At 38.1% G+C, this 12,251-nt stretch carries 12 protein-coding genes; 2 read left to right on the forward strand and 10 right to left on the reverse strand.

Annotated features, from left to right (window positions below; genetic code table 11):
* Nucleotides 1–209 precede the first annotated feature (209 nt).
* Nucleotides 210–1,163 carry a transporter gene (locus K2F45_RS16535; protein WP_248931907.1) on the reverse strand — a complete coding sequence of 318 codons (954 nt, stop codon included), beginning with the start codon at nucleotides 1,161–1,163 and terminating at the stop codon, nucleotides 210–212.
* A 538-nt stretch (nucleotides 1,164–1,701) separates the two neighbouring features.
* Here K2F45_RS16535 and K2F45_RS16540 point away from each other — a divergent pair.
* The gene (locus K2F45_RS16540; protein ID WP_248931908.1) at nucleotides 1,702–2,733 is read left to right on the forward strand and encodes a transglutaminase-like domain-containing protein; all 1,032 of its coding nucleotides are present in this window, start codon (nucleotides 1,702–1,704) and stop codon (nucleotides 2,731–2,733) included.
* A 149-nt stretch (nucleotides 2,734–2,882) separates the two neighbouring features.
* Here K2F45_RS16540 and K2F45_RS16545 read toward each other — a convergent pair whose 3' ends face one another.
* The 5 genes from K2F45_RS16545 to K2F45_RS16565 all read right to left on the reverse strand — a co-directional run bounded on the left by K2F45_RS16545 (nucleotide 2,883) and on the right by K2F45_RS16565 (nucleotide 7,119).
* Nucleotides 2,883–3,722, reverse strand: a complete 840-nt coding sequence (locus K2F45_RS16545; protein WP_075993139.1) for an AraC family transcriptional regulator — start codon at nucleotides 3,720–3,722, stop codon at nucleotides 2,883–2,885.
* 81 nt (nucleotides 3,723–3,803) lie between these two features.
* Nucleotides 3,804–4,505, reverse strand: a complete 702-nt coding sequence (locus tag K2F45_RS16550) for a peroxiredoxin-like family protein (RefSeq protein ID WP_075993140.1) — start codon at nucleotides 4,503–4,505, stop codon at nucleotides 3,804–3,806.
* Nucleotides 4,506–4,669: 164 nt separating this feature from the next.
* Nucleotides 4,670–5,968, reverse strand: coding sequence for a spondin domain-containing protein (locus K2F45_RS16555; RefSeq protein WP_075993141.1), 1,299 nt, complete (start codon nucleotides 5,966–5,968; stop codon nucleotides 4,670–4,672).
* Nucleotides 5,969–6,070: 102 nt separating this feature from the next.
* Nucleotides 6,071–6,634, reverse strand: coding sequence for a dihydrofolate reductase family protein (locus K2F45_RS16560; RefSeq protein WP_248931909.1), 564 nt, complete (start codon nucleotides 6,632–6,634; stop codon nucleotides 6,071–6,073).
* 272 nt (nucleotides 6,635–6,906) lie between these two features.
* Nucleotides 6,907–7,119: a PepSY-like domain-containing protein gene (locus K2F45_RS16565; protein ID WP_248931910.1), complete on the reverse strand. Its 213-nt coding sequence runs from the start codon at nucleotides 7,117–7,119 to the stop codon at nucleotides 6,907–6,909.
* Nucleotides 7,120–7,679: 560 nt separating this feature from the next.
* On the opposite strand from K2F45_RS16565, the gene K2F45_RS16570 reads away from it, so the two are divergent.
* The gene (locus K2F45_RS16570) at nucleotides 7,680–8,789 is read left to right on the forward strand and encodes a serine hydrolase domain-containing protein (RefSeq protein WP_248931911.1); all 1,110 of its coding nucleotides are present in this window, start codon (nucleotides 7,680–7,682) and stop codon (nucleotides 8,787–8,789) included.
* Nucleotides 8,790–8,857: 68 nt separating this feature from the next.
* Here K2F45_RS16570 and K2F45_RS16575 read toward each other — a convergent pair whose 3' ends face one another.
* From K2F45_RS16575 to K2F45_RS16590, 4 genes are all read right to left on the reverse strand, one after another.
* A complete protein-coding gene (locus K2F45_RS16575) occupies nucleotides 8,858–9,628 on the reverse strand; it encodes a hypothetical protein (protein ID WP_248931912.1) in 771 nt (256 codons plus the stop codon).
* Between the two features lie 81 nt (nucleotides 9,629–9,709).
* Nucleotides 9,710–10,177: an SRPBCC family protein gene (locus tag K2F45_RS16580; RefSeq protein ID WP_248931913.1), complete on the reverse strand. Its 468-nt coding sequence runs from the start codon at nucleotides 10,175–10,177 to the stop codon at nucleotides 9,710–9,712.
* A 172-nt stretch (nucleotides 10,178–10,349) separates the two neighbouring features.
* A complete protein-coding gene (locus K2F45_RS16585; RefSeq protein ID WP_075993146.1) occupies nucleotides 10,350–10,988 on the reverse strand; it encodes a hypothetical protein in 639 nt (212 codons plus the stop codon).
* A 317-nt stretch (nucleotides 10,989–11,305) separates the two neighbouring features.
* Complete coding sequence (locus K2F45_RS16590) at nucleotides 11,306–12,196, reverse strand: DMT family transporter (protein ID WP_248931914.1); 891 nt, start codon at nucleotides 12,194–12,196, stop codon at nucleotides 11,306–11,308.
* Between the last annotated feature and the right edge of the window lie 55 nt (nucleotides 12,197–12,251).

A 12,251-nucleotide genomic window follows, 5' to 3' on the forward strand; every position in this document is an offset into this window, starting at 1 on the left:
AATATTACTCTTATTTAACTAGAGTCTAAAAAATAGATGAAGTCCGAATGCTGACGGCACAAGCTCCTGAAAGGTATAAGCTTTTATTATGCACAAGCTTTCTTAAATATCACATTTCAAAAAATCAGAGTTGTATTGAAATGTGAACGATCAAGGAATCATATGTTTTGGCATTTTTTGGTAATTATTCTTTGTTTTTTGAATGTCAGTTACTTTGCTGGTATCAAGAAATTTACGCCTGTTTGAAAAGCAATCCCACCAAATCTATTTTCAGTCGCAAAATTCTGCGTTACTCGAGCCATTATACCGATTCTATGAGGTACTATCCAATACGATCCGAATGCACCTATTCCCGCATTCTGGTCAGAAAGAAAACTTCCTTCCGTTCCTTTATCATCGGATATTTGTTTGGAATAATTGCCAAATACCCCTACTTCATTTCCCCGAGCATTCAGTAGATACGAACCACCTAAATCAAATGTAAGATGACTTCCTTCTTTAAAGTCAGTGTTTTTTTGCCACTGATTGATTTCTAATGTAGGAGCAATACTTAAATTGATCTTGGAAGTTGCTTTGTATTTTAGGGCACCACGTATATTATGTGACCAATACCCATGTCCCCCATTATCTAAACTACCATGCTCATATTTCCCAGTCGGCGCCCATACGCCATAATTTAACGCATATTGAAACCTTCCCTGCTTCCATGATAACCAGATTGGTTGCACATACATGTCGCCAAATCCTAAACTCTTATTGGTAAAAACATAGCTTCCAGGACCTGTCTGTTGCGAATAGTAGTCCAAAGCAATATTGGCGGTAGGACTGTTTATTGTCGGAATTACCATCAGTCCCCAATTAGCACCCAAAATCTTTCCCTTTCCTCCGTAAATTGCCATTAGGATAAAAGAATGCGTGATCACCTTTTGTTCAATTTGTAAAGCAGTAGGATTTCCAGGAACCGGATTAATCAAGTGATCTGTCTTTTTACCCTGACCATTGAAATAATTCATATTGGCATAACCATACCATACCGGTATAATAAAGCCTTCATGCGGAGCAAAATAATCGTTGGGATTAAACGATGAACCGTAGTAATGCCCCTGACCATAAAGTTTCATCATGGACTGGATAAATAGAAACACATAAAATATCTTTTTCATTTGACAATCATTAATCCCTTATAATATCGTTCAAAATGTTAACAACTCAATAGGTTTATTTGTTGCATTTTTCAAATAATTTCATATCAATATTCACCCGTGCATCATTGATACCTCCTACTCGCGTAGAGCTTAAATGGATTAAAGACGATCTTCGATCACGGCGAATTAAGCAACAACTATTTAAAAGTATTCAGATAATATTTTACAAGCCAAATGTAATATTTCACATGGTATAGTTGTCTTAAAGCAAAAATCTATTGTATAAAATCGCAGGACAAAGCTTTTTAAGCGCACACATTACAGTTGATATTTATACAATAAAACTATTTACTTTAACTAAAACCTCCAATGAAACTATTATTTAACCTTCTTCTTTTCATGCTGCTGACCCACCTGTGTATTCGCGCAGACAGCTTCGACGACATGGCATAAATTTCTCTCAGAGTTTAAGAAGTCAGAACAGGAATATAATAATTATTATCCGGCAAAGGATTATCAAAAAGCAGCCACAGTATTAAACGCCATTGCAGCCAAAATGGAAAGCTTACAACTATCTGAAAAAGAAAAGCAGGAATATCAAACAACTATAAGCGAGATTAATGCGAATATAAACTACAACCTTGCCTGTTTGCAATCATTACTCAATCAAAAAAAACAAGCTGTATCAAGTTTTGAAAAGGCAATTTTGTGGGGATATACTGACTATCGTAATGCTTTAAATGATCCTGATTTAGATAATCTCCGTAAGGAAAAAAAATTTGTAAAAGCATTAGGCGAACTGAAACAATACGATAAATTGACCCTTTTGCAACAATCAGGCGGATATGTTTCTGCAAATAGTGACTCTTTGCCGACATTTACCTACCAGGTAACAAGCAGTCCTAATTTATTAGCGGTAAAAAGTTTTTTCAACTTGGACTCGATAGCCGGTAATGGCGACGAAATTTCGAAAATCCGTAATATCATGTTTTTTGTAGCAAATAACATTAAATATGACGGCAGCAATTGGGCACTATGTGAGTTTGACGCAATCGATTTTTACAACTACCACAAGGCAACAGGAAAAGGTATCAACTGTCGGCACAAAGCGATGACATTAAATGAAATGTATCTCGCGATGGGATTTAAGTCACGCTATGTTACATGCATGCCAAAAGACGACAAAGATACTGACTGCCATGTGATCAATAGCGTATATGCTGAAACTCTAAAAAAATGGTTGTGGATGGATCCTTCCCATGGTACATTTGTGATGGACGACAACAACAATTTACTGAGCATTGAAGAAGTTAGGGAGCGTTTAAAAAATAATCAATCGCTCAAGCTAAACGCAGAGTCCAAAGTAAATAAACTTTGGTACCTGGATTATTATATGGCAAAGAATTTATACTGGATTCAATGCACGAATAAAAGCCAGTTTAACACAGAAAGTAGATATAGGCCCGTAGCCCCTGATCTGCAATATATTTCTTTAGTTCCTAGCGGGTTTGACAAAAGCAGTAACAAATATTTAAAAAACAACGTGATTACGTTTGATCCTGCCTACTTCTGGAGATCCCCGCAATAAATAACAACACAATAAAAATAGAGTTTGCAAGCAGTCAGCTCTAATTGAAATCAACTGGCGTAATTTATAAATGCAGGGGAATCACATAGTCTCATTGAACGAAATCTATGTTGTCATAAACATGAAGAAAAAGTCTCCCTCTTTGATGATCAAAGGTTCTTAAATGCAGAAATATTTGTTCCGGAATACATCTTGAAAAACCGGCTAAAATGAGCAGGACTTTCAAAACCAAGTTCGTAAGCGATCTCTTTCGCTGACTTCTCGGTATAATGGAGATACCTTTTAGCCTCAAGAATTATTCTGTTGCGGATTAGAACGGATGGCGCCGACTGTTTCAACAGCGCAAATACATTGCTTAGTGTTTTTGGTGATTTGTTGAGTGCAGCCGCATAGAACCTGACTTCATGTTCCTCTTTAAAGTTACATTCTAGTAGCAAAGCAAACTTTCTCACAATATCCATTTTTTCGTCGGGGAATAGCTGATAACTTTCACTTTGGAGCTTTGCAATTCTTGTGGTATTGATGATCACTCTCTTAAGAAGGGTGCGCAGCATTTCACCCTGGAAATTATCTTTTACCATCATCTCATTTGAAAACACATTCTCCAGATGAGACATTTCTTCCACAGCAGTTTCATTTAATACAATGAACATTGGATGTCGAATACCATAGAACAGAAAACCAACGCAACCGACCTCAGCATCGTGATCAACGATACAATAGAACTCCCTATTAAACTGCCAGGCAATCAGCACATCGGGCTGTTCAAATACAAAATGTTGATTGGAAACCAAGGGAAGTATACACCTTGATGGCATCGTATAGCTGATCTCATCGATCGTCACTTTTTGTTCGCCGCCCTTGTTATAAATAAATGTATTGATAGGCAGGGAATTCGCATTACGAAGTCCCCTGCCTGAAAACTGGTTGTTGTCACTGTGCATCACAAACAGTGCTGCTGTTGCGTTATCGCTATACTCCCTAATCATGTTGTCATTTACTTACAGCATTTCAATTCGCTTAAATTTAATCATTTTCTTGTAAGAGCCTAACGCCCACAAGCTAGAAATTTAAAGGTCTTCTTTAATACTGCTTGCAGCAGCAAGCAGCAGATTGGAGGATAATCTTTGTTTAAAATCGGGATTGATAAATTCAAAATGAATTGTTCCCTTTTGATCAAGTATAAATACTGATGGAACCGGAAGCAGCAAGTCGGTGTCTTTACCTCCAGTTGTTTTCGGTAGCATCTCCCAGTAGTCTTTCGGAGCTTTAAACGCAATCCCCATTTGTTTCGACAGTGAAAGATCTGCATCCGATAAAAGTGTGTAGCTTAATTTTTCTTTCGCTGCAGCTTTCATTAATCCCTCGGATTCGTCTGTACTTATGGCAATCAACTGATACCCCATTTCTTCCAAGCCGGGAAAGGCCTCTTGTAAGCCCGAAAGCTGTCTGGTACAATAAGGACACCAGCCACCGCGGTAGAAAACCAAAATGGTCGGCTTTTGGGAAATCGCTCTATTGAGATCAAACCTTTTACCTGAAACGTCTACCAATACTGCCATCGGTATTTTTTCTCCACACAATAACGGACTGATGTCTTCCGGATTTTGCGGAATTCGATAAGGGATTTGCTTCATATCCATTTTATCTATCCTGCTGTCAGCTCTCCGCATGCTGGACCGCTCCTGCGCATTGGCTATGCTTGCGATGCAGGTCGTGAACAACAGCAGCGCAACAAACGCAGCTAATTTTGTTTTTATAGGATTTTTCATTTTATAATACGTTTATTACTTAATAAATATTGAATCGATACTTTTTGTCCATGGAAACTCAATCGATACTTTGGCCACTGCATTTAATAGGTTGCTGATCGTCCTGTCTCCAATAAGGACAATAATAGCCATGAGATTTTCGTTCGTATAACCGGCCTCAAAAATTAGTTGATTGTTACTTTAATAATGCTAGAAATTGATGGCAGTGTGGTGAACCCATTTGGATTAGGTACTTCTCCGATTGGTTTACTTTCGGTCACAGGAGTGCCACCTAATCCTGCCTGCTCATTGCCAGCTCCGGGAAACTGATTAATCGCTGTCCCATTGTCAAACAATCCAATTGAATAGGATACATCTCCTTTTACTGTTGCATCAATTCCATTATTTTTTGTTGCAAAGAACCAATCGTTGGAAAGGCCATACATGCTTGCAATGGCAATTCGATCTCCACTTGCTATACTTAACTGCTGTGAAACGCTACTTCCTGCCTGCGCTCCGATTTTAGGAAGTAATACTGTTGAGCTAGCCGCCGGAAGGATATAAACCGCTTTTACACCGGAGAGTGTTTTAAGATAAGCCGCCAGGCCCGATGCATCACCTTTTTGCGCTAAAGCTTTCAGTCCTTTACCACGGTCATTTTCACCGATTTTATATATTGGGTTTTCGATGCCTTTATATAGCACCACCAAAACTGGAGATAATGGTGTAAAAATACCTGTTTGCGTATCAATGTAATTCCCCAACACGCTATTGTCTCCCATCTCCGCAATATTTGTCAAGCCATTTACACTTGGTTTTCCTACTTCAAATAATGGATTAGGATTTAACAGGTTGCCTCCCACGTTATATGAAATCGCCCAAACTCCGGGACTGAAGGGGGTCGGATTGGTCGTACCGCCCGAGACATTAGTGATTATAAGTGTAAAATTGGAATTACCTTCATAATGAAGTGTTGCTTTCATTAAAGTAGAAGCTGGAGCATAAGTATTGCCCTGTGCATCGGTTCCGTTTACTTCCGTAATAGCTCTTGGAGCAGTTTCTGTTGTTCCCGGGTGAATTACAGCTGCACCTGGCATCTGATTGATACGAGTACCATTATCCCATAATTTAATCTGTGCCGAAACATCGCCCTCAACCGGAGTTCCATTGTCCTGATACAGCTTTATGCCAGGATTTTCGGGAGCAAAAAACAAGTCATTCGACCAACCATACATCGTTGCAAAGCTCAGCGCTTGTCCTTTGGCTGCAGAAAACTTAATGGAAATTGCTTCGCCAGGCATAACCACTGGCGAAGCACCAGTGTTTTTAAAGCTACCGGACTCGACCAATGGTTTTGAATCCAATACATTTTCTATCGTAATAGTTGTCGCCGACGTTGATGGCATAGCATCATTTTTATTGCAAGCGATAATTAGCAAAGGGATTGCTGCCATAGCCCACAAAATTGAATCTTTATGTTTCATAATGAATTCTTTTTAAATTACATTACAAATGTAAATTTCATGGGAGGAGCTGTAGGTATCTGAATTTCCCGCTGTGTTGCCGATATTTCCCGAGGGAATAATTTATGAGGAAGTAGATGTTGGACTGTACTGATAGTACAGGAGGACTGAACCACTAGAGAAACACCTTGTTTTTAATAGTTTAAAAACTATTCTATCGCTTATATGTTCAAATAGTGAAAGCCCCTGTCCTACCACAAGGGGATAAATGCACAATTGAAGTTCGTCGATCAAATTGAGATTCATCAGCTGGACAATTAAGCTTCGACTCCCAACCAAAATATCTCTACCGGGTTGCTGTTTCAATTTCAATATTTCATCTTTTAGCATCCCTTCGGCCAATTTTGCACTCGCCCAGTCTACATTTTTTAGCCTGTTTGAAAAAACAACTTTTGGAATTTTATCGATAGCCAATGCAAAGTCATCCATTGATTTTTCACCTGAGGGATTTTTCACAAAAGGCCGCCAGTATTCCATAAGCTGATAGGTAATCCTACCATATAAAATGACATCAGCGCTATTTAACAGATGCGTATAATGAAGATGTATTTCCTCGTCGGGAATGCCAGCTGTATGATCACAAAACCCGTCAAGGGTCATATTGAATGCTGCAATTACTTTTCTCATGTCCTTCCAATAAGCTTCTTTTACACCGTAAATCTAACATTTTACACATTGAATAGGCTTTGCATAAGACAAGAAATAAACCGGGGTAATGATAGAAAAGAAAGCTAACGTTTCAAAGAATAAATAATAGCCACCGAATAAAATTGCAGGTGGAAGGAATTAAAACAAAAAAGTCAAACCACTAAAGATAATTACCGTTGAAGGGGGAGCACAATGCTGAGCTCCTGCCCCTTTTTTAAAATATGAAGTCTATTTCAGATCATCGAAGCAGGCTAGTCACGATCTGTTCTCACAAATTGTCCATTGAAATCGAAAATAAGAGCATCTCCACCCCTGATATCTATTCGATATGAACTGCGTTTTTTTTCGATAAACTCAACCTGATTCCCAGGATAATTTTTTATGATAAAAGTTAAAATACTCCTTCTGACATCCTGGGAAGAAAGTTTTTCACCCTTGCCGGTTACTAAATTCCAATTGACCATATGATTAAGATTTAAAATGTTATAATAATCTAAACCTATCCATCAATTTGGGAAAGAAATGGGAATTATTTATCTATTTTCCCAATCTAAATCCAACCGTTATACCGCCAACAGGTGTAAATTCGCTTTGGCTTCAACTGCTGTATTCGTTTGTGCAAAGGACATTGAGGCAAAAGCCACCGTCATAAAGAGTGTAAAATAATTTCTTTTCATTAATAATTAATAATTTGACACCGCAAAGATATTAAAATAAATAATGTGTAAAAATCAAACTCCTATTGTCAAATCGAAGGCATTTCGCTTCAAAAATAGAACATCAATAAATACAGACTCAGTTTATTAAATAAGCTCGATGTGCTATTTCACATATTTAACCATCAAGATTATTATTTTAATTCTTATTTTCACAAGCGCAACAGGCAACGAAATCCGTTACCCCTACTGCGAAGTCGATGCATTTGCAGGTGCAGAGGCGATTGCTAGTGAAGTAGCAAAGAAATATACTTAGCAAATGCTCAGAGAGTTTTTGAGTCTGAGGCACAATGTTTAGAAAAGAACATATGAAAAAAATAGTGTTATTAAATACCTTGTTTACTCCGTTGATCGGATTTGCTCAATTACAGACCGTTTTTAAGCAAAAAGTAGATTCAATTTATAATAAAAATAAGGATGCAGTAGGGATTATTGTTCATGTAGAAGCACCGAAACATAATATTTCCTGGAGCTATGCAAAAGGTGTAGCAGACACCAGCACGAACCAAGCGCTAGAAGACCAACAGCCCGTTTTGATTGCAAGCAACACGAAACCCTATGTCGCTGCAGCAATCCTAAGATTGGTAGAAAAAGGTGAACTTTCTATTGATCAACCAATTGCAAATTTATTATCAAAAAAAACATGTCATTTATTTGAAAGCGATGGTTATAATCTAGCGGTAATTACGATAAAGAATTTGCTCTCACACACTTCGGGAATTCAAGATTATGTAGATGAAGCTTATTTTGAATTCGTCAATCAGCATCTTAAATATAAGTGGAAAAAAGACGAGCAGATCAAAAGATCCATCGATATCGGAAACCCTCAGCCTGTCGGTGAAAAATTTAGTTACGCTGATATTAATTATCTACTTCTTACCGAAATTATTGAGCAAAAAACACAGCAGCCATTTTATGCAGCCATCCGAAACTTACTTAGATACAGAGAATTAAATCTAACAAAGACATGGTTTATAAACTTAGAACAATATCCTGAAAACACCTTGCCTCTCGCCCATCAGTACGCAAGCAAGTACAACTGGGACTCTTATACCATTGATCCTTCTTGGGATCTCTACGGAGGCGGTGGGATAGCAGCGACAGCCAAAGAGGCAGCCCTATTTTTCCAATATGTATTTGACGGGAAAATCATTCAGGATAAACAACTTCTTGAAGCGATGCATACCTACGTCTTACCACCAGATAAATCTAAATACTGTTTGGGAATTTATCATTTTGACATGGGGTTCAACGCTTACTATCATGGCGGTTGGTGGGGAACAGATGTCATCTATTCACCGGAGTCTGATGCGACTATCACTGTCTTTACGCTGCAAAAAGGATTTCAGCATGTCATCAATCCATTTATCGGAAAAGAATTTCAAAAGCTATTGATTGCGGAATCAGCAATAAAATAGCAGCTGACTACAATACGATGGAAAGTTTAAACTTTGATTGCCAAACCACTATCATTTACTAATAAGCACTAGACAGGCAGTCGTTTACGATATTGGATATAGTATACAATTACATTTAGCAAAACAATAAGAGCCGCTATTATAGCCGCTGTATATCCAGTGCTATTAACTAATTTATTGGCAACTGAAATTGCTATTAAAGCCCATACAGCTACAAGTCCAAATAAGGGCATATGACGTTGCCATATCATCAATAAGTGAATGATTAATGCAATTACAAACATGATAATAACCCATGTTGTAGCTGATAATCCAAAACCGTCCCAGCCTATCTTCGTGAGATAGGCTGCAATGTCGGCAATCAAAGCGACAGAAATCCAGCCTGCATAAAGTTGAAAAGGGAACTTAAGAAATATGCGCTTGCTGCGTGCAGCATGAAGCGCAATAGATTGAGTATGATGAATTATCTTTAATAGCGACACAAAAAGTAAGATCATCAATAAAATAGTTAAAAAGGTATAGTCATACAACCAGGTAATGACCCATAGACTATTTGCTAGACAAGAAATCAAAAACCACCATCCGACTTTTAAAACTACTTTTTCCTTTTCGTTTGTCTGTCTGACAAAAGGACCAAAATAAATTACAAATCCAAACAACCCTAAATAAATGAGGCCCCATATGGAAAAGGCATATCCCGCGGGTGTAAATAGATTTTGATATTTAGCAGAAACCGTTGCCATGGTCTCCCCATTAAAAATTCCCGTATTGGATAGGTAATTAATAATCACCGTGATGACCAAAGCAACTCCATTGGTTATTTGATAGATTTTCTTCATTGTATACAGCATAAGATATGTTGAAAAGCTCATCTGACCTCCTTCTCACCGGTCACGTGAACTGCAATAGACTCGTTATCACTAATTCTTAGTTTGATTAAATAATTTTTCTAAAACCTGATAACGGTAATCGAAGATTTGCTCCAACTTTTTTTTAACAAAAACTCCATGCACAATTGTGCCTAGAATTCCCAAAGGCAATTCATAATCTACCCTGTCTTTTACGAGCACTCCTCTTTCATTCGGAATAAACTCATGAAAATGATTCCAATAGGCATAAGGTCCCTTTAGTTGAAAATCAGTAAAACTTTTATTCTTTTCCACTTGCGTTATTTTGGTCTTCCACTTCAGCGGAAACCGAAGGATCGGAGATACCAAATAATCAATAATCATTCCTTCAGCAATTTCTTGCCTACAAAAGTTTGAGACGACAACAAACCCCATATCTTTTGGTGTAATTTCTGAAAGATTCATGGGTGAAGAAAAAAAAGACCAAGCGGTATCCAAATCGCAGGCCAATTGTTGTTCTCTATATAATTTGTATCTCATCTTATTTGAACTAACTTTATTGCTTGTCAATATAACAACATTACCGCAATTTAGTTTACAAATATACTATAAAAAACATTTAAAGAAGCTATATCGTCAACACAAAGAATAATTATACACCAATACTACTGTTTGATTTGAAGCTAGCTTTTAAATATATTTTTATCGATGGTTATTTAGCGGACATATCCTTTTCTAGAGCCTTAACAAGGGCTTTCGTATAACTTTTAGAAAAATCAGCTAAGCTGGAAGGGTTGATTGTTTCAGACTGCACACTCCAAACCAGTTGTTCGGAACTAACGTCATATAGATTGCTTTCCAGATAGTACATTTTATCCGTGGTATAATATCCCGGATCGTATGCAATCGGGTACCAATGGGAGTAATAGCTCCAAAAATTACCATACCATCCAAACCTCGGATAAGGCATATAAGGTCCACTTCCCGGTACATATCTGGTCTCGCTGGTTTTGTCGATCAGGGTAACAGTGAAAATAGCATCCGCATTCAGACTGTGTACTGCTTTCATCACTAAATCTTTATTTTGACTTTCATCTTTGGTGAACGTGCGTTTAAAAACATCAGTACTTTTAATAGCCTTGTAGCCATGCATGGAAGCCGCTTCAGCCAAATTGGATTCAATGACCTCCTGTGCTTTAGCATGGTTTGTCATCGCAATAATGAATATTGTTTGGTATTGTTTTGGAGTCAGATCTCTATTTTTATAGATATCTGTTATCCTTGTGGAGGTACTACAAGCCAACAATAAGAAGCTTGAGACAATTGCGGTTAAAAATGACTTCGATTTCATATGTTTTAAAAATTAGTGTCCTTTTGAAGTGTAGCAGAGAGTCTCTTCGTATTTTCCGTGGGATAAGTCAGTACATCGATCTATTTTGGGTAGTCTTAGCGTAAAAACTGTAGAACCACCTATTAGACAACAAATTTACACTGACAATTGTTTTGCAGTTATTAATTATAAAAGAAATACTTTAATTCTTAATTGATATTATCAAAAAAGATCCTTAAGAAGTAAGGACACCACTCATTAGGGATTAAATTTCATCATTCAGGCAAAATCTGATTTCTGTAATGAACCTATAAACCAGTTCTCTTTTTCCAATGCATTTATTGGGCAAATTTCTTCGTCGCTACGACACAGAGGATAACACCAACTGTTACGGCAAGCATGCCAACACTGACTTGTTCATGAAGAAGCCAGGCGGCTAAAGCCAAACCAAAGAATGGCTGTAATAACTGTAACTGTCCGATGGTTGCCGTGCCACCTTGAGCGAGTCCTTTATACCAAAAAACAAAGCCAATAAACATACTGAACAAAGAAACATAGGCTAAACTAGCCCAGGCGTCCATAGGTACAGCATCAAAAGTGGATGGAAGATAGATAAAAGTAAGTGGCAACATCAGCGGCAGCGACAAAACCAGGGCCCAGGAAATGACCTGCCAACCACCCAGCGTCTTGGTCAATTTAGCGCCTTCAGCATAGCCCAAACCACAGAGAATGACAGATAAAATCATTAAAACGTCCCCTAAAGGCGAGGCTGTTAGTCCTTGTGCCAGCGCATAGCCGATCACCAGTAGGCTCCCTAAAGCAGAGAACAGCCAAAAGATTGGCTTCGGACACTCGCCACCACGTATAATACCAAATACGGCTGTCGATACGGGCAAAATACCGATAAAAACGATAGAGTGCGCAGACGTGATGTGCTGCAGGGCTAAAGCGCTCAGTAAGGGAAATCCAACGACACATCCTATTGCAACGATGCATAGCGAACCCAATTTTTTTCTTTCTGGTCGTTTTTCCTTAAAAACCATCAATGTTACCAGTGCCAATATACCTGCAATCGAAGCTCTGGCTAGCGTCACAAATACGGGGTCAAATGCTAAAACCGCCATTCGTGTTGCCGGCAACGAACCGCTAAATAATAGCACCCCGATAAAACCGTTTAACCAACCGCTTGCGGTATTTTCTTGTAATTTACTTATACTTAATTCTGCCATGTTTCCATCTTTTACACAAAGTTCGTCCATTACAAGAACTAAGCACAGTCACAGT

Origin of the sequence: Sphingobacterium siyangense (assembly GCF_023277505.1) — a bacterium.
GTDB lineage: Bacteria > Bacteroidota > Bacteroidia > Sphingobacteriales > Sphingobacteriaceae > Sphingobacterium > Sphingobacterium siyangense.

Coding starts and splice junctions, on each gene's coding strand:
- K2F45_RS16535 (WP_248931907.1), bottom strand. CDS start 1,163: ATGAAAAAGATATTTTATGTGTTTCTATTTATCCAGTCCATGATGAAA.
- K2F45_RS16540 (WP_248931908.1), top strand. CDS start 1,702: ATGGAAAGCTTACAACTATCTGAAAAAGAAAAGCAGGAATATCAAACA.
- K2F45_RS16545 (WP_075993139.1), bottom strand. CDS start 3,722: ATGATTAGGGAGTATAGCGATAACGCAACAGCAGCACTGTTTGTGATG.
- K2F45_RS16550 (WP_075993140.1), bottom strand. CDS start 4,505: ATGAAAAATCCTATAAAAACAAAATTAGCTGCGTTTGTTGCGCTGCTG.
- K2F45_RS16555 (WP_075993141.1), bottom strand. CDS start 5,968: ATGAAACATAAAGATTCAATTTTGTGGGCTATGGCAGCAATCCCTTTG.
- K2F45_RS16560 (WP_248931909.1), bottom strand. CDS start 6,634: ATGAGAAAAGTAATTGCAGCATTCAATATGACCCTTGACGGGTTTTGT.
- K2F45_RS16565 (WP_248931910.1), bottom strand. CDS start 7,119: ATGGTCAATTGGAATTTAGTAACCGGCAAGGGTGAAAAACTTTCTTCC.
- K2F45_RS16570 (WP_248931911.1), top strand. CDS start 7,680: ATGAAAAAAATAGTGTTATTAAATACCTTGTTTACTCCGTTGATCGGA.
- K2F45_RS16575 (WP_248931912.1), bottom strand. CDS start 9,628: ATGAAGAAAATCTATCAAATAACCAATGGAGTTGCTTTGGTCATCACG.
- K2F45_RS16580 (WP_248931913.1), bottom strand. CDS start 10,177: ATGAGATACAAATTATATAGAGAACAACAATTGGCCTGCGATTTGGAT.
- K2F45_RS16585 (WP_075993146.1), bottom strand. CDS start 10,988: ATGAAATCGAAGTCATTTTTAACCGCAATTGTCTCAAGCTTCTTATTG.
- K2F45_RS16590 (WP_248931914.1), bottom strand. CDS start 12,196: ATGGCAGAATTAAGTATAAGTAAATTACAAGAAAATACCGCAAGCGGT.